A 16,820-nucleotide genomic window follows, 5' to 3' on the forward strand; every position below is an offset into this window, starting at 1 on the left:
TGAGCATGAGTCCATCGGGGGATGGCGAGTTCGAGATCAGGGTGCTGGGGCCGACCGAGGTCCGAGTCCGCGATGAGACGTTCTGCGTCGAGCGGCCGTTGGAGCGGGCGTTGCTGGTTCGGTTGGCGTTGGCGCGTGGTCACGGCGTACCGGATGAGACCCTGGCTGCCGATCTGTGGGGTGAGGGTCAGGTCGACAAGCCGACGGAACGGCTTCGAGTGCTGATCTATCGGCTGCGTAAGGCGCTTGGGGCACACGCAGGCGCTGTGCATCGCGCTCCGAATGGATATGCGCTGCGCGGTCGGTTGGCTGATCTGTTGGCCGTCGAGAACGAGTTGCTGGCGATCCGGGCCGCTCGGCGGAGTGGGGAGTCCGGCGGGATCGCGAGGGCCGCGGCTGCGGCGTTGGCGCAGTGGCGCGGGCCGGCATTCGCTGACGTTCGGGAGACGCCGTACGGCGCTGCCGAGGCGGCGCGGTTGGAGAGTCTGCACCTCGATCTGCTGACCGATCGGCTTGAGGCGGAGCTGGCTCTTGGGACCATTGCTGTCAGCGAGGTGGATCAGCTCGCGCGCCGCAATCCGTTGAACGAACGGCTGGTCGGGTTGTCCGTCGTCGCGCTGTACCGCGCGGGTCGGCAGGCGGAGGCGTTGGCGCGAGTCGCCGATCTCCGTCGTGAGCTGGCTGACCAGCTTGGTATCGACCCGTCGCCGGCGTCGCTCGAGCTCGAATTGCGTCTGCTCCGCCAGGATCCGTCCTTGCTCGCGCGGGATGTCCGGCCTGCCGAGGACACGGGGACCTCGATGATCGGCCGGGGCGCGGAGGTTACCGCGCTGCTGGATCGGTTGCGCCAACCGGCGGTTGTCACACTGACCGGTGGTCCGGGAGTAGGCAAGACGCGGTTGGCCCGGGAGGTCGCGAACCTGGTCGCGCATCCGGGGCGCCCGGTCGTTTGGCTGGATCTCAGCCGCCTGGCGCGGGGCGACGCCGTACTGCCGAGTCTTGCGGCGGCAACCCGAAGCGACGGTGCTGGGGCTGATCTGCTCGCACTTTGTGTCTCCCGGCTGGCCGGCGCGCTGCTGGTGCTCGATGGTGCTGAGCATGTTCTGGATCCGGTCGCCGACTTGCTCGCGGCCATTGCCGAGCAGGGGGATCGGGTCTCGGTGCTGGTCACGTCGCAGCGTCCGGTCCGGGTCTCGGCCGAGGAGGTTCGGCCGGTTGGTCCTCTCAGCCGGGCCGATGCGATCCGGCTCTTCCAGGAGCGCTGCGAGGTGGGATCGGACGATGACGCCGAGCTCGTCGACACGATCTGTACGGCGGTCGATCGGTACCCGCTCGCGATCGAGCTCGCCGCCGGTCTGACGCGGACGCTGACCGTCCAGCAGATCGCGCAGCGGATCGAGTACCGGCTGCGGCTGCTGGTCGGCGGCGCGCGGTCGGCCGGTGGTCGGCACAGCAGCCTGCGGACAGCGATCGACTGGAGCTGCGCACTGCTCGACCCACTCGGGCAGGCGCTGCTGCATCGGGTCGCGGTCTTCGCCGGCGGGTTTACCCTGGAGGCTGCCGAAGAGGTTGTCTGCGGCAACGAACCGCAGCTCGAGGCCGCGGACGTCGCGCCGCTGCTGGCGGACCTGTACGACCGTAGCCTGGTCACGATCACCGTCGAACCCGATGGTCATCGCTTCGGCCTGCTGCAGAGTATCCGGGACTACGCCCTCGAAGGATTAGTGGCGGACGGCAACGAAATGGACATTCGCCGGCGGCATGCGGATTGGTGTGCGGCGCTCGCGGCCCGGACCGAGCGGTACGGCGGCGGCGACCACGAACTCCTGGTCGGCGAACTGAGCCAGGAAGAGGCGAATCTTCGGTCGGCCGTCCAGTGGTCGCTCGAAACCCCGGGGGAGGCGTACCGGGTGCTGGGCATCGTGGCGCCGGCCTGGTGGTACTGGTGGGGCCACGGCCGCTTGGTCGTGGAGGCGCGGGACTGGCTGCATCGAGCCCTCGAGATCGAAGAGGAGGCGCCGCCGCGGGACCGCGCGGTCGCGCTCCGGGCGACGGCTTCGCTGACCCGGAACAGTGGCGACGCGGTCGGTGCGCTGGCGCTCGGTGAGCGGGCTCTCGCGATCTTCCGGTCACTCGGCGACGACCGGGGATGTGTCTCGACGCTGGTTGGGCTGTGCATCTCGAACCTGGTCCTGGCCAAGTTCGAGACTGCGCTGGAGTTGGCGTACAACGCCACCGAGCTGGCCGAGTTCCTCGACGAACCCAGGTTGGTGGGGACGGCGATCAACGTCACCGGTGGTGCGCTGCGTGGCTTGGGCCGGCTCGCGGAGGCGGAGGAACGACTCCAGACAGCCGTCGACCTCTGGGAGCGGACCGACGACCGCCGCGCCCTGGCCGGCACGCTGGGCAACCTCGGTCTGGTCTATCAACGCACCGGCGACCTTGACCGGTCGCGCGAGCGCCTGCGAGACGCGCTGCACCTGTATCGCGAGATCGATCTGGCCGAAGGGATCATCGACATCGTCGAGCTCGTCGCAGGTCTCGAGGTGGCGGCCGGGCGGCATTGGTCCGCGCTCCGACTCCTGACTGTGGCCGGTACCCAACGGATCCGGTTGGGCGTGCCGCTGATCATCGCCGATGAACTGGAGGCGCGGGACCTGGTCGAGGAGACCGCCCGGTCGGCCCTGGGAGCCGACGCGGACGCGGTGATCGCCGCGAGCCGGGACGACTCCCTGACCGCACTGGCCGACGAACTACTCGACTCACTGACCGGATGACTTTACGCCGGCGTTGCGCTGCTCCGGGTCGTGTGGATGCTGAGGGCAACGAAGCCGGCCACGGCCAGGGTGGTGAGGGCGGCCGGTACGAAGAAGACCTGGGGAAGACCGATCGCGGCGACGCCGATACCACCGATCGCGCCACCGATCGCGGAGCCGACCGGGATCGCGCCGAGGAAGACACCTGACGCCGTACCGACGCCTTCGGGGTAGAGGTCCTGGGCGATCGAGACGCCGATCGCCGCGACACACGCCCACAGACCTGCGGTCAGGGCTTGGCCGAGGAAGAGCATGCCGACGCCGGTGCTGGTGGCGAAGGCGAGGTTGCCGCACAGACCCAGTACGACGCCGCCCGTCATCACCGGGAGTCCGCCGAACCGGTCGGCGAGCCGGGCGACGACGGGGAGCAGCAGGAGCTCGATCAACGGCTGGATCCCGATCACCGCGCCGCGGACCTCGTCGGAGAGATGCAGCTCGTCGGCCATGTAGATCGGGAGGTAGCCGAACTTGATGGTGTCGCCGGTCATCGCCAGCACGCAGACCGTGGTGAACGCGAGCAGCGGCAGCATGTGGGTGATCTCGCGCTTGCCCGGGGCTCGTCGGGTCGGTGCGGCCTGGAAGCGCTCGACGGTTTGGCGACCGAACGGGATGATCTGCGCGAACACACAGACCGCGGTTGCCACGAGCAACGAGCGGAGGCCGAACACACCGCCGTACCAGCTGCCGAGGACCGGGCCGAGGATCCAGCCGATCGTGAAGCCCATCCGGACGGTGGCGACGACGCGGTTGTCGGCGCGGGTCGGCGTACGGCTGAGTTCGTCGCGGCAGGCGGCGAAGAGCTGCGCCATCGAGCCGCCGCCGATGCTGAGGACGACCACGCTGATCACGAACGGCTGCCAGACGGCGTTCGTCGATGCCATCGCCAGCCAGCCGGCGGTGCCGACGAGCGCGCAGATCCGGAGTAGGCGGAGGCGGTCGTGACTGCGGTCGGAGAGGCGGCCGAGGAGGTAGCCGGCGATCGGGGCGGCGAGGTTGGTGACGTAGTAGAGGCCGGCCACGGGGAGCGGCGTACCGAGGTCACGGACCAGGAACAGGGTCAGCTGTGGGGTCGCGGCGGACATCCCGATGCCGGCGATCAGCAATGACAGGAAGGCCGCGCGGTAGAAAGGCGACCGGGCGACGACACGCAGTGCAGATTCGGGCCGGTCGAACACGGTGCAAACGTTATCCGTTCGCGGTGGATGGTGCGGCGGCGTCTCGCCGTACGAACTCTTCCGAGCCCCTTCCGAGCGCCGACGAGCCGGCCGAGGGGCTCGGCCGGCTCGTGGGAGGGGTGTTACGTCAGTTGTCGTCGCCGCCCTTGTCGTCGTGGTGGTCGTCGGTGCTGTCGTTGCCCCGGTCATCGCCGCGGTCGTCGGAGTGGGTGTCGGGGCGGTTGGAGAGGAGCTTGCCGTTGGCGTCGTAGCTCAGCTCACGCCAGCCGGCCGTGGTGTGCACGTCCAGCTCCCACTTGCTGTCGTCCCAGTCGACGTCGGTGACGACACCACCCGGGACGTCCTTCACCGCCTGCTCGGCCGCCTTGGCGGCGGTCAGCGAACCGGTCGGTACGCCGGTCGTCGGGCTGGTGGCCGGCTTGTCGTCGGACTGGACGGCGTACGCGGTGGCGACGCCTCCGGTGGCGATGACGGCAGCGGCGGTCAGGGTCAGTACGAGGCGCTTCATCAGGCAGCCTTTCGGTCGGGGAACTCCTTGACGACCACCACAGTGCCGACCCTGTCTGAAGCGGTCCTGAAGGAACCTGAAGCGGGCTTCAGGTGGGTCTGTCAGGCTGGGGGCATGCGGTTGCTGATCGTCGAGGACGAGAAACGGCTGGCCAATTCGCTCGCGAAGGGCCTGGTCGCCGAGGGATTCGTGGTGGACGTCGCGTACGACGGCCTGACCGGGCTGGACCGTGCGCTGAGCGGCGAACACGACCTGATCCTGCTCGACATCATGCTCCCCGGCCGGAACGGCTACCGCGTCTGCGCCGACCTGCGCGCGGCCGGCTCCGAGGTCCCGGTCCTGATGCTGACCGCGAAGGACGGCGAGTACGACGAGGCCGAGGGACTCGACACCGGCGCCGACGACTACCTGACCAAACCGTTCTCGTACGTCGTCCTGCTGGCCCGGATCCGCGCCCTCCTCCGCCGCCGAACCCGCGGTGCCGCTCCGGTGATCGAGCTGGGCGACCTCCGCCTCGAACCGGCCGCGCACCGAGTCTTCCGCGGGGACGACGAAGTGGAGTTGACCGCGAAGGAGTACGCCGTACTGGAGCATCTCGCCACGAACGCCGGCCAGGTGGTCTCGAAGACGCAGATTCTCGATCACGTCTGGGACGCGGCGTACGACGGCGACCCGAACATCATCGAGGTCTACGTCAGCGCCCTCCGCCGCAAGCTCGACACCCCCTTCGGCCGCAAGGCCATCACCACAGTCCGAGGCTCCGGCTACCGCCTAGCCCGGGACGGCGGCTGACATGCGCGGCTCCCTCCGAACCCGAACCACAGTCGCCGCAACGGCAGTGGTCGCCGTGGCCCTAGTCATCGCCGGCCTGGCCGTCGTACTCCTCCTCCGAGCCAACCTAGCCAGCCAAGCCCAGTTGCAGGCGGAAGTAACCGCCCAGCAACTAGCCAGCCAACTGGCAGGCGGCACCCCCATCACCAAGCTAGACCTGGACGACGAACGCCCAGTCCGCATCACCAACGCCACCGGCAAAGTCCTAGCGGCCAGCGAAAAGCTAACCGCGCTAAACGGCCAACCCGTCCAACCACCCACCGCCAACCCCAAGCCCGCAACCACGTCGGCCACCTCCTCGGCGACGCGGCCCACCCCCTCGTCAACAGTTACGAATGACGATAACGAGGGTGATGATGAGCGGGGGCGCGGAGGAGACGAACCCGACGACGATGAAACGTCCACCCCGCAGCCTCAGCCCGGTCGGGTGGCTGAGGGGGATGCGGAGTACTCGACGGGTACGGCGACTGTTGACGGGCGGACGGCGGAGTACCGGTTTGCCGCGCTGAAGGTGACCCTCCCGGCCGGTGGTGGCGACGTAACTGTGCAGGCCGGCGCAGAGCTCGCGACAGCACGGGATGCGGTTTCGAGTGTCAGCCGCACGATGCTCATCGGACTACCGCTCCTGCTCGCGGTCGTTGCCTTGGTCACCTGGATGGTCACCCGCCGCGCACTGGCCCCGGTCGAAGCGATCCGCACCGAGCTCGCCGGAATCACCGCCGCCCGCGACCTCCGCCGACGCGTCCCAGTCCCCGACTCCCGCGACGAGGTAGCTCGCCTAGCCCGAACGACAAACGACACGCTGACCGCACTCGAAACCTCGGTAGCCCAGCAACGCGGTTTCGTCGCGGATGCCTCCCACGAACTCCGCAGCCCGATCGCCTCCCTCCGCACCCAACTCGAGGTAGCCGCCGCGCACCCCGAACTCCTCGAACTCGACGAACTGCTGGCCGATACAGTCCGCCTGCAGCACCTCGCCGCCGACCTGCTCCTGCTCGCCCGCCTCGACGCCGGCGACCACCCCGACCCGGAACGCATCCAGGTCACCGACCTCGTCCGCGACGCCGTCGAAGGCCGCACCGCCCGCCTCGACCTCACCGCCGAACCAGTTGTCCTAGGCAACAAAACCCGCCTGTCCCGGATCCTCGGCAACCTCCTCGACAACGCCGAACGCCATACCCGGCAAGAGGTCCGAGTCGTCGTCAGTTCCACCGGCGGCCAGGCCGTGATCCAGGTTCAGGACGACGGCCCCGGCGTACCGGAGGCCGATCGCGACCGGATCTTCGAGCGCTTCGTCCGCCTCGACGACGCCCGCAGCCGCGACGAAGGCGGCGCCGGCCTCGGCCTCGCGATCGCCCGCGACCTCGCCCAGGCCCACGGCGGCACCCTCACCGTCACCACCTCCCCCCAGGGCGGTGCCTCCTTCAACCTCCACCTCCCGCTCGCCCCATCCTCCTAACGACAGGACGTATACGCCCTCCCGGCGCCAACACCGGCCGCCGTTGAGCGTGCCGGCGGCGCGCAGTAGGTCTATACGTCCTGTCCGTCGGAGGACACCGGGCAGAATGGTGGGCATGGCCTTGACCCGGCGTACCTTGCTCACCGGTGCCGCGGCGTTGCCGCTGGCCGGTTCCGTCCAGACAGCCTCAGGAGTTGGCAACCACACGATGACCGATGCGCGTGCCGTGAAGGACCTGATCGAGGAACTCGTCGACAAGTATGGCGACGGTGGCGTGGCCCCGATCGTGTCGCTCGGCGACGCGGTACTGCGCCAGGTCGCGGAACCGTTCGACGGACAGGTGGACGACAACGTCCTGACCGAGTTCATCGCGCTCATGCAGCGGACGATGCGAGCGGCTCCCGGTGTCGGCGTGGCCGCGCCGCAGATCGGCGTACCGGTGCAGATCGCCGTACTGGAAGATCCAGCCACCGTCCCACCGGAGATCGCCGAAGCGCGGCACCGCTACAAGCTGGAGTTCTTCGCGGCGATCAACCCCACGTACCGCTCAGCCGGGCACAAACGTCGCGGCTTCTACGAGGGCTGCCTGAGCATGCCCGGCTACACCGGCGTGGTGAACCGCTACTTCGCCGTCCACGCCAAGTACCTCGACCCGGCCGGCGAATCCCACCGCAAAACCTTCGAGGGTTGGCAGGCCCGAATCGTCCAGCACGAAACCGACCACCTCCGGGGCACGGTCTACGTGGACAAGCTCGAGACCCGTTCCCTCTGCACGACCGCCAACTACAGCGCCAACTGGGCCGACCCCGTCCCCACCCGCGCGGCGGAAGCCCTCGGCTTCGACCTCGATTAGCACACCTCAACTCCTTGTGAATTAAATCTCAAGGGCTGGAACCGGCCTGGGATCCGGCGATTCGCTCGTTAAAGTTAGGGCTACCTAACTCATTGGAGCGCTCGTTGTGAAGGATCTCCGCATCGCCGTCATCGGTGCCGGGCCAGCCGGTATCTACGCCGCCGACATCGTGACCAAGGAGCACCCTGGGGCCCAGGTGGACCTGATCGAACGGCTGCCCGCGCCGTTCGGACTCGTCCGGTACGGCGTCGCGCCGGACCACCCGCGGATCAAAGAGATCATCAAGGCGCTGCACCGGGTGCTCAAGAACGAGCGGATCCGGTTCATCGGAAACGTCACGTACGGCGTCGACCTGAAGCTGGACGACCTGCGGCGGCACTACGACGCGGTCATCTTCGCCACCGGCGCGATCACCGACCGGCCGCTCGACATCCCGGGGATCGACCTGCGCGGCAACCACGGTGCCGCCGACTTCGTCTCCTGGTACGCCGGACATCCCGACGTACCGCGGGATTGGCCGCTCGAGGCGCGTGAGGTCGCCGTACTGGGGGCGGGGAACGTGGCTCTCGACGTCGCGCGGATGCTGGCCAAGCCGGCCGACGAGCAGCTCAGCACCGAGATCGCCGACAACGTGTATCAGGGCCTGAAGCTCAACCAGGCAACGGATATCCACGTGTTCGCGCGGCGCGGCCCGGCGCAGATCAAGTTCACGCCGATGGAGTTGCGGGAGTTGTCGCACTCGCCGTCGGTGGACGTGATCGTGCACCCGGAGGGCTTCGAGATCGACGAGGCGAGCCAGGCCGCGATCAGCTCCAGCAAGAGCACCCGACTGGTTGTCGATACCCTGCTCAAGCACCTCGATGCCGAGCCGACCGGTGCACCGCACCGCATCCACATCCACCTGTGCCACGCGCCGGTCGAGGTGCTCGGCACCGACCGCGTCGAGGCCCTGCGGACTGAGAAGACCGAGCTCCAGGGTGACGGCACCGCGCGGGGGACCGGCGTGTACGTCGATACGCCGGTGCAGGCGGTCTATCGCGCTGTCGGGTACCTGTCGTCGCACCTGCCGGAGCTCCCGTTCGACCACCAGGCCGGCGTCATCACGAATGACCGCGGTCGGGTGCTCGACCTGGACGGCGTACCGCTCGAAGGCATGTATGTCACCGGCTGGATCAAGCGCGGCCCCATCGGCCTGATCGGCCACACGAAGTCCGACGCGGCCGAGACGATCACCAGCTTGCTCGCCGACATCGACACCCTGCCGAGCCCCGAGGAGTCCGACCCGGACGCGATCCTCGAACACCTTCGTGCGAACGGCGCTGTCATCGTCGACGCGGCCGGCTGGGCCCGCCTGGACGCCCACGAGATCGCCCTCGGCGAACCGCATGGACGCGAGCGCATCAAGGTCGTCCCGCGCGAAGACATGCTCCGCGCGGCGACTTCGGAGTAGCCGCTACTCCGGCAGTTCCTGGCCGGTCCGGTCCGCAACCATGTACGACGCGTACCAGGCCGGCCACTGCTCGTCGTACTCCCCGCCATGCCGCTTCTCATGCTCCCCATGCGCGGCGGCAGCTCGCTTCAGCGCCTCGGCAAGATCGTCAGCCGAGGCGTAGGTCGCCTCAGTGACGCGACCCGGCAACCTGGTGGTGACCTCCTGAAGCAACCACGTGTTCCCGTCAGGATCCTGGAACGTCGCGAACGAGCCATAACTCCCGCCGTTCCCATCCCGCCCCGTGGCGCGGTTCTTTGTGCCCGGCTCGAACTGCGCGCCCGGTGCACCCGGATGGAACACCTCACTCACCTCGACACCCAGCTCGTTCAACTCACCCCGAGCCGCCTCGATGTCATCCACCACCAGATAAAGCCCCTGCGCGGAACCAGGCTCAGCCGTAGTCACCGCCGTACCGAACTGCACCGAAGCCGGCGACCCCGGCGGCGTGAACTGCACGATCCGAAACCCGTTGTCAAAGGCAAAGTCCGCATCCAGCCGCCACCCCAGCCCGGCGTAAAACTCCTTGGCCCGATCCACCTCCGCAACCGGAACCACAACCGCCTCAAGCTTCAGCTCGGTACTCATCGCTCTCCTCCTGTGTACTTCATACCCAGTAGTTCCCCAGCGATCGGCCCGAAGTGCTCAAGGGCTTCCCGGTACAGCGCCGCCGTCGATCCGGTGACCGCCGCCGGTACCTCGTTCGCCCGGGCGAACTGCTCTATCGACTCCAACTCCTCGACGATCCGCTCCATTCCGAACGTGACCATGACGCCACCAGTGAGATACCTCGGTACGACGTCCCACACGAGGAGGACTGAGGTCGCCAGCCGCCGGCCGTCGAGCAACGTCCCATTCAGATCGGCCGGGTCGATCGCGCCCGTCGTCCAAGGCGCGGCGTCTCGCACATCGCACCCGCCTGGTTGAACCACAACAGGGTGATCAGCAGCTTGCTCAGATCCCCACTCCCGCGCGGTGCCACGTACTTCAGCTTCCGCGCGAACGTCCCCAACAAAGGCCGCATCGCTCAAACGCCCAACAAAGGCCGCATCGCTCAAACGTCTGTCGTTCTACGGGCGTACACGGTCACCGCCCCCTCCGCCGCCTACGGCCCGTCTCCAAATGCCCGCCGCCGTGCCTCTCCACGGCCGCCGCTACCTCCCGACGATTTCCGGCGGAGCACTAGTCAGATTCATCCAAGCCGCACCAGGCGCCAACCCAGGCAGCAGTCGTCCCAAAACATTCCGCAACTTCGGAATGCCCGGCAACACAGTCACCTAACACATTGACGTCGACAACCAGACCACTCCACGCGGCTCGCATCTCACACATCCGTGCCGCCAACCCCAAGGTTGGTCATGTGTCGAGTACTGGCTCCACGGACTGCTCAGTCGTCCGGGATCAAATAGGCATCGTGGTCCTCGTAGTACACCAGTGCCGCACACCGCTCGGCGATGCTAGGAACCGCGCCATCGCGCTGCTCACTCCACACCTCGATGACCTCTAAAGCGGTGTAGATGTCCAGAAGATAATCAAATCTGCCCGACGACGCCGTCGAATGATGAGCGTCCTGAACTAGCGCCTCCGAATCGAGAGTCCACGGTTTCACAGCGTAGATCGTATGCGCTCGATCGAATTCCTCGAGCCGCTCGATGACCTGTCCCAGTGTCATTGTCAACCCCAAATTTTGAACCCGCCGACTCCGCCAGGATGAAACACTTTCCAGATTCCCTTTCCTCCGTGCTGGATGCGAGGGACCAACTGCATGATGCCAGGTTCCTGATGATGGTGCCAGGTCCAAGACTTCGGAGATGCCGAGGACCATCCACCTCTCGGGCCCTTCAGTTGACTCTTGATGCCAGGAGTCATGCATTCTAGCAATGCTTCGTACCTGGGATCACTCTCCATAGCGTCGTACAGCGCCCGATTGCCCTCCTGAAAATGATAAGGACGATCTGTGCCAGGATAAGACGAGGCGCTCAGTTCCATCTGAAATGCCACTGAATAGTTCCGTCCGTTGCCGAACTGAATTGTCGGCGGTGGTCCATTCGCCGGGTCGCAGGGATCATCGGCGCCCACCTGGGGAGGCGGATCGACGAAGCGTCCACCACCTCCGGTGCTGAGCTGCGGTTCGGTGAGCGTGGTGTCCGGTTGTGGAGCATTCGGCATGCACGCCGTCGTTAGGTCCGCTGCTATCGCGGCGCAAGCTGGCCCAGCGCGGGTTGTCGCTGCCTGGCAGATCGCGGCTCGGCCGGTCTCACAGACGATAGCCGCGTCAAGGATCCCGGCGGGCGTCTTGGGTGGCAGCGACATCGGGCCAAGCCTGATGAAACCTGGATCGAACTTGTCGTATGTCACCGAGACAGAAGCAAAAGTATCGAATGCGAGATTGAGCAGAGCGATCCCGCCGAGCATCTTGGAGACTCCGCTCGACATTCCGCCGATGCCGGCGTTCATCTGCGATATGCCGGCTAGCATTCCGCTGATGCCGGCGTTGATCTGGGATATGCCGGTTGACATTCCGCTGATGCCGGCGTTGATCTGGGATATGCCGGTTGACATTCCGCTGATGCCGGCGTTGATCTGGGATATGCCGGTTGACATTCCGCCGATGCCGGCGTTCATCTGGGATATGCCGCTCAGTGCGCCGTTGATGCCGGCGTTGGCTTGGGATAGGCCAGCTAGCGCGCCGCCGATGCCGGCGTTCATCTGGGATATGCCGCTCAGTGCGCCGTTGATGCCGGCGTTGGCTTGGGATAGGCCAGCTAGCGCACCGCTGACCCCGGCGTTCGCTTGGGATAGGCCGGCTAGTGCGCCGTTGACGCTGGCGTTCGCTTGGGATAGGCCCGCCGACATCCCGCTCACCCCGGCGAGCGCCTGAGATACGCCGCCGGGAGCTGCGCCAACCGCGGTGTTCACGCGGTCGAGCATCGCTAATTGCTGGTCCAGTGAGGCCAATTCGCCTGCCAATGCAGCGTCATGTTGAGTTGCGCTCACGTCTGGCAAGAAGGAAGTGTCGATGCTCGCAGGTGAGGCGCCAGACGAACCACATTTCCATGCACAGATTGCGATGCCGGCTCCTACAGCCGCGCCGATCGCGCCGCCGATGACGGCGCCACCTATGGCGCCAGGCCCGGTTGGTGCCGTCACGGTTCCGCCGATAGCAGCACCCAGACAGATCGGCGCCGTGTAGACCGAGGCGCAATAGTTCCCCGACGGATCTGAAGCATTTATTGGGTTGCCTGCGCCGTAGGTGTACCGATTCATCTCGTCCACATTGACCGTCGCCGCATCGCGGGTTGTGAAGGTCGCAGTCGCGGGATCGTACCAGCGGGCGTGCATATTTACTGTACCCTTTTCAGCGGTCCAATCACTCTGGAATCCAAACGGTTGTAGGGCGAGGCCAAACTCTGGCAATGGCTTTCCAAAGGGATCGAACGCTTGACTCGCTATTGATTTGTCAGGTTTTATGCCAACGACATTGTCGCCATGCATGTCTGTGACTAATCTGACGTCTTGATTCGAGACCAGGTCCCCTGCGGGATCACGAGAAAATTTCGAAGCTCCAAAACCGACAGCGTCGGGTTCTGTGCCCGCGTACTTGAATGTCGTGCTGCCGGCGGTCGCGAGGCGGTCGAGGCCATCGTAGGTGTATGAATCACCGCCGTCGTCGACCGTCCTACCGAAGCCGTCATAATGGGTCTCGATACGGTTCACACCGTCGACCACTGCTGAGCGTGCTCCATTGGGAAGGTATTCGTAAAGCGTGCCCCCGTCTTGGGTTAAGCGGTTGCGTTCGTCATAGGTGCGATTGTGGCCGTCCTGCCTGACAAGGTTGTTTGCGGCATCCCAGCTGAGCGTGTGCTTCGTCGAATCTGGTCCGGTCCACCCGGCCAGACGATGACTGGAGTCGTACTCGTAAATGGTCTGGCCGCCGCCGGCAGTGGCGGCGGGAGCCACGACGACGGAAACCCGCTGATCAGCAGCGTCGTATGCATAAGTGCGCTTTGCCAGCGATGCCCCACCGGACCTCGTGAGCTCGTCTGAAACGAGCCTGCCGCGTGGGTCGTATACGAACGATCGGGCGACACCATCCGACCAACTCTGAGCCGATGGCATACCAGCGGCATCGTAGGAGTAAGTTGAGGCCGGTGCTGCAGGTGGCGTCATCTTTGCGATGCGTCCCGCCGCAGTCCACTCGGTCGTGGTGGTGCCCGCGGCGTCGGTGCGGGAGGTCAGCATGCCATCTGCGTCGTAGGTCAAGTTGGCGTCGCCTGCTGGCCCGGCGGAGTTCACTAGTTGGCCGAAGCCGTCGTAGGTCAGGGTCTGTGTGCCGGCCGGGTGACTGAATGAGGTCGGGCGTCCCGCGGCGTCAAAGTTCATCGCACTGCTAGCTGCAGACACACTCGGACCAGCAGCGGTACGTTTGACGGCATTGCCATCAATATCGAACTCCAGTTCGCTGGAGATGCCCCCTGGCTCGGTGGATTTGACCGCTCGACCCATTTGGTCGTACTGGTACGACCAGGTTCTGTCGCCCTTGGCCTGATGCGATGCAGTAGCCGGCTCGGTGCGCGATTCTAGGAGACCCCAACTGTTATGACTGGCCGTGGTCTCATGCCCCCGGCCATCTCGGAATGACGCGATCTTCCCGCCTGCGTCATATTTCCACTCTTCAGTGTCGCCATTCGGAGCGACAGTCCTGCTGACGCGAGAAAGGTTGTCGTAGTTCCTCTTAGTGGTATTCCCCAGGGGGTCAATGCGTTCGATTTCGTTCCCTGCGAGATCGTAATGCATTTCGGTGAGCTTGGTATACAATTCGTCCGGTCGTGTTCTCCAAAGTGTCGCGACGGTTTGACCCATTGCGTTGGTCATGCGGGCTTCGTCTAATCCGGTGCCGTTCACCCGGGTATTGAGATAACCTCTATTATCGTAGTAATAGTGCGTTTCGATGCCGTCGGCGTCTTTGCTGCTCGCGATCTGTCCATCTGCCCTAAAGGTGTACGTCGTCCGGTTACCTTTAGGGGTAATTTCAGCGATGCGGTTGCCCGCCGCGTCATACTCGAATTGGTATTGGTGGCGAACAGTGCCTGCAATCCTCGATGCCGCAGTATTGCGATTCAGCGTGTCGTACTCGAACTCGGTCACCCCGCCGACCGGATCGGTTTGCCGCGTGATTCTTCCGGTGTCGTCATAGCTCGTCGTCCAAGTACGGGTAGCTCCGTCGGGTTGCAAGCTGGGAGCACTCGAAGCCACTGCTCGACCAAGGTCGTCATAAGAGGTCGTCCGGCTGACCCCGTCTGGCGACGTGACGCGAACGAGTCGATCCGCGGTGTCGTACGCGTAACGGTAGGTGGGCACAACTGGTCCCGCAGGAGTGGTTCCTGAGGGTAGTGCCAGGCTGATCAGCCGCCCGCGCTGGTCGTAGCTCCTTTTACGGGTGGCATTGTCTGTCCCGACCTCGACGGCGAGCCTTCCTAGTGAGTCGTATCCCTTTCGGGAGACAAGACGTCCTGAGGTGGTCTGGCCGTCGGTGACAGTCGAAACCACGGGTGATGACACTGATATTGGTCTGCCTACGGCGTCGTAGTCATACAATGTTGCTTTGCTGCTGTCGTCCGTCGAAGTCGACCGAGGATCGATCGATGCGCGGAGAAGGCCTTTGCTATCCCATCGGTTTCGGCTTACGGATTGCAGCTCGCTTCTATAGTTAGCATCAATTCCCCATGATTCAGAGCGAATCGTTCTGCCGGCCTGGTCGTATGAATAGATCGACAGTGGTCGATAGCCATCAGATACCTCGGTCAGCTGTCCAAACTTGTTGTACTTGAAGTACCTAGCAGTGCCTGACTCGCCAGGTCCGCCAAGATCAGTTCGCGTGAGGTTCATTCCATCATCGAAGCTGTACGCTCGGACGACCTGACCGTTTGCGAGTTCTTGCCGTACAAGATTTCCAGCCGAATCGTATACATAACTCGCGGCGATAATGTTTTCGGTCCGGCCTCCGGCTGCGGGCGCATCCAAGGCTGTCACTCGCAAAAGCAAGCCATCTGGTGTGTAGCGGTGCTCTCTGACCTGGCCGGCGGAATCCTTCGTACGTGTCAACCGACCAGCGGGGTCATACGAGTTGGTGGCGACCACGATATCGCGGGGTGTGGCCGGGGCGTCTGAATCGACATGACCGACAAGTTTTACAAGAGCCAGCTGGTCTTGTTGCGTGTACTCAAAGACTGTCTGAGTGCCTGCGCTGTCGCTCTTGCCGATCAAGTTTCCGACTGCATCGTAGGTCGACTGTTCCTGGAGTTCCCCGTCGTTTCCACGGACGGCGATTGTCTGCCCCGCCGCGTCAACCTCGAAGCTACGCCGCTCGGTAGCAGAACTGTTGAGGTCGACTGTGATCTCGGCAGTGAGATTGCCGTCCAGGTTGTAGACGCGGCTATGCTTTAGTTGCCGCGTCAGGCCCGATGTTGCATCAACGATCGCGGGCTCCAGTATAGATTGGAGGCGGCCGAGCGCGTCGTACGTCATTGAATATTTCACGCCAGCTGGATACTCGGCTGAATACTCAGTGCGGCTAATCAACTTGCCAAGTGGGGAGTAATCATAAGTGGTTCGTAGTCCCGCAGCGTCGGTCGTCTGCCTGACACTACCTTGGCTGTCGTAGTCGATCGTCGAAGATGCTCCATTTTCGACCGTCGTTGCCTTCAGTAATCCGGCCGGCATCTTGCCGATTCCACCGAATGCTGCCTCGATGCCCGTCGTATAGGAGTATTTCTGAGTTGGGTGATCGACTCCGATCGCGCCGCCAACTCTCTCGGTCAAGCGGCCGCTGTCGTCATACGTGAAACTCAGGATTGACGCATCAGGATTGGCTGGTCGGCGAGGGTCTCCTACGTCCTTCAGCTTCCCAGCTCGCTTGTCGGTGCCTTCATAGTAGTAGAACGACTGGGTTGTATAATTTGAGCCATCACGCCAAGATTTACGCGTGATTATATTTCCATTGCGGTACTCGAGTTCGAGTAATGAGCCGACGGCGTTAATGTATCTGCGCATTTGCCCCTGAGGATCAAACTCCCATGTCTGCACTCCGCCCGCGGGGTCAGTCACCTTGGTGGTGCGGCCATAAGTATCCAGTCCGTACTTGGTGATTGCCCCCCTCGGATTCGTGACAGTGGCGGTCTTGCCGCCTGCGACATCCTGCCACGCATAGTTCCATCTCTGGGTCGTTGCCGCGTTCGCCCGAATTGACTGAATGCTGCCCGTTGCGGCATATATTGCGTCGAAAGTGACGCGGCCCATGGGTGACTTGACCGAGGTGATCTTCGATGGGAACGTCGATTGTGCGGAACTGTATGTCGTGCAACCGCCAGCTCCGCGTGGGTCGCACACGCTCGTCAAGAGATCGCCAGTGTAGTTATATGTCCATTTTTCGGATTCCCCAGGCGAGGTTGGCGTCGGCTCGGCGCTGATGATGTGATTCGTGGTCCACGTGAACTTCAGCCCCCTGCCGCTGACTGCGTCGGTGAGCGTCGCCAGTCTGCCGGAAGTGTCTCGACCGATGGTCGTTAAGCGGCCGTTTTGATCTCTGATCTTAGATAGGCCAGCGCTTGATATGTCGTACTCGGCCGAATCTCCGTCTATTAGAGTGTATTCGGTGCAGGTGGGGCATTTAGTCAATCTTATGCCACT

At 64.4% G+C, this 16,820-nt stretch carries 11 protein-coding genes; 5 read left to right on the forward strand and 6 right to left on the reverse strand.

The genetic code is table 11. The features are described from left to right. The first annotated feature begins 5 nt into the window (after positions 1 to 5). Complete coding sequence (locus ABD231_RS29050) at positions 6 to 2,777, forward strand: AfsR/SARP family transcriptional regulator (protein WP_344158810.1); 2,772 nt, start codon at positions 6 to 8, stop codon at positions 2,775 to 2,777. Positions 2,778 to 2,779: 2 nt separating this feature from the next. On the opposite strand, the gene ABD231_RS29055 is transcribed toward ABD231_RS29050, so the two are convergent. Beyond that, complete coding sequence (locus ABD231_RS29055; protein WP_344158812.1) at positions 2,780 to 3,991, reverse strand: MFS transporter; 1,212 nt, start codon at positions 3,989 to 3,991, stop codon at positions 2,780 to 2,782. A 127-nt stretch (positions 3,992 to 4,118) separates the two neighbouring features. Next, positions 4,119 to 4,499: a hypothetical protein gene (locus ABD231_RS29060; protein WP_344158814.1), complete on the reverse strand. Its 381-nt coding sequence runs from the start codon at positions 4,497 to 4,499 to the stop codon at positions 4,119 to 4,121. Positions 4,500 to 4,613: 114 nt separating this feature from the next. On the opposite strand from ABD231_RS29060, the gene ABD231_RS29065 reads away from it, so the two are divergent. The 4 genes from ABD231_RS29065 to ABD231_RS29080 all read left to right on the forward strand — a co-directional run bounded on the left by ABD231_RS29065 (position 4,614) and on the right by ABD231_RS29080 (position 9,092). Further along, a complete protein-coding gene (locus ABD231_RS29065) occupies positions 4,614 to 5,291 on the forward strand; it encodes a winged helix-turn-helix domain-containing protein (RefSeq protein ID WP_344158816.1) in 678 nt (225 codons plus the stop codon). A gap of 694 nt (positions 5,292 to 5,985) precedes the next feature. Continuing rightward, positions 5,986 to 6,789, forward strand: a complete 804-nt coding sequence (locus ABD231_RS42245) for a sensor histidine kinase (protein WP_425554220.1) — start codon at positions 5,986 to 5,988, stop codon at positions 6,787 to 6,789. A 115-nt stretch (positions 6,790 to 6,904) separates the two neighbouring features. Beyond that, positions 6,905 to 7,642 (forward strand): peptide deformylase, encoded by a 738-nt coding sequence (locus ABD231_RS29075; protein ID WP_344158819.1) that lies wholly within the window; start codon positions 6,905 to 6,907, stop codon positions 7,640 to 7,642. A gap of 106 nt (positions 7,643 to 7,748) precedes the next feature. Next, the gene (locus tag ABD231_RS29080; protein ID WP_344158821.1) at positions 7,749 to 9,092 is read left to right on the forward strand and encodes an FAD-dependent oxidoreductase; all 1,344 of its coding nucleotides are present in this window, start codon (positions 7,749 to 7,751) and stop codon (positions 9,090 to 9,092) included. A 3-nt stretch (positions 9,093 to 9,095) separates the two neighbouring features. Here the strand turns inward: ABD231_RS29080 and ABD231_RS29085 are convergent, their stop codons facing one another. The 4 genes from ABD231_RS29085 to ABD231_RS29100 form a co-directional block, all read right to left on the reverse strand. Further along, positions 9,096 to 9,719: a VOC family protein gene (locus ABD231_RS29085; protein WP_344158823.1), complete on the reverse strand. Its 624-nt coding sequence runs from the start codon at positions 9,717 to 9,719 to the stop codon at positions 9,096 to 9,098. Next, entirely contained in the window at positions 9,716 to 10,039 is a 324-nt protein-coding gene (locus ABD231_RS29090) for a hypothetical protein (protein WP_344158825.1), read from the reverse strand. Before ABD231_RS29090 ends, ABD231_RS29085 begins: the two co-directional genes overlap by 4 nt. A gap of 479 nt (positions 10,040 to 10,518) precedes the next feature. After that, a complete protein-coding gene (locus ABD231_RS29095) occupies positions 10,519 to 10,803 on the reverse strand; it encodes a DUF7716 domain-containing protein (RefSeq protein WP_425554221.1) in 285 nt (94 codons plus the stop codon). Between the two features lie 2 nt (positions 10,804 to 10,805). Further along, positions 10,806 to 16,808: an RHS repeat-associated core domain-containing protein gene (locus ABD231_RS29100; protein ID WP_344158829.1), complete on the reverse strand. Its 6,003-nt coding sequence runs from the start codon at positions 16,806 to 16,808 to the stop codon at positions 10,806 to 10,808. Positions 16,809 to 16,820: the final 12 nt, after the last annotated feature.

Origin of the sequence: Kribbella yunnanensis, assembly GCF_039529655.1 — a bacterium.
In the GTDB taxonomy this organism is placed as follows: domain Bacteria; phylum Actinomycetota; class Actinomycetes; order Propionibacteriales; family Kribbellaceae; genus Kribbella; species Kribbella yunnanensis.

Bases quoted from the DNA above. Each gene is read 5' to 3' on its own strand.
- ABD231_RS29050 (WP_344158810.1), top strand. From the start codon at position 6: ATGAGTCCATCGGGGGATGGCGAGTTCGAGATCAGGGTGCTGGGGCCG.
- ABD231_RS29060 (WP_344158814.1), bottom strand. From the start codon at position 4,499: ATGAAGCGCCTCGTACTGACCCTGACCGCCGCTGCCGTCATCGCCACC.
- ABD231_RS29065 (WP_344158816.1), top strand. From the start codon at position 4,614: ATGCGGTTGCTGATCGTCGAGGACGAGAAACGGCTGGCCAATTCGCTC.
- ABD231_RS42245 (WP_425554220.1), top strand. From the start codon at position 5,986: ATGGTCACCCGCCGCGCACTGGCCCCGGTCGAAGCGATCCGCACCGAG.
- ABD231_RS29075 (WP_344158819.1), top strand. From the start codon at position 6,905: ATGGCCTTGACCCGGCGTACCTTGCTCACCGGTGCCGCGGCGTTGCCG.
- ABD231_RS29085 (WP_344158823.1), bottom strand. From the start codon at position 9,719: ATGAGTACCGAGCTGAAGCTTGAGGCGGTTGTGGTTCCGGTTGCGGAG.
- ABD231_RS29095 (WP_425554221.1), bottom strand. From the start codon at position 10,803: ATGACACTGGGACAGGTCATCGAGCGGCTCGAGGAATTCGATCGAGCG.